1 protein-coding gene is annotated in these 248 nt (G+C 66.1%); it reads left to right on the top strand.

The genetic code is table 11. The features are described 5' to 3' along the window. On the top strand, positions 1-248 hold a 248-nt coding region (locus SB764_RS43240; protein ID WP_410867200.1), incomplete at both ends, for a LysR family transcriptional regulator.

Here is a 248-nt window from a genome sequence, read left to right as displayed (position 1 = left end):
GTTTCTCCTCCGAGCAGTTGCTCACGTTCGCCACGGTCCTCTCGGAGGGCACATTGGATGCTACCGCGCGGGTACTGCACATCACGCCGTCGGCGGTTTCGCAGCGCCTGAAGGCCTTGGAGCAGTCGGCCGGCAGGGTTTTGCTGCAGAGAAGCAACCCCGCCCAGGCCACTGAAGCCGGCGAGGTGGTGTTGCGTTTGGCGAGGCAGGTGGCCCAACTCGAGGCGGACGCCGGGCGGGAATTGGGA

The organism is Paraburkholderia sp. SIMBA_027, assembly GCF_046535315.1.
Taxonomy (GTDB): Bacteria; Pseudomonadota; Gammaproteobacteria; order Burkholderiales; family Burkholderiaceae; genus Paraburkholderia; species Paraburkholderia tropica.
This window is presented reverse-complemented; position numbering and strand designations above follow the sequence as displayed.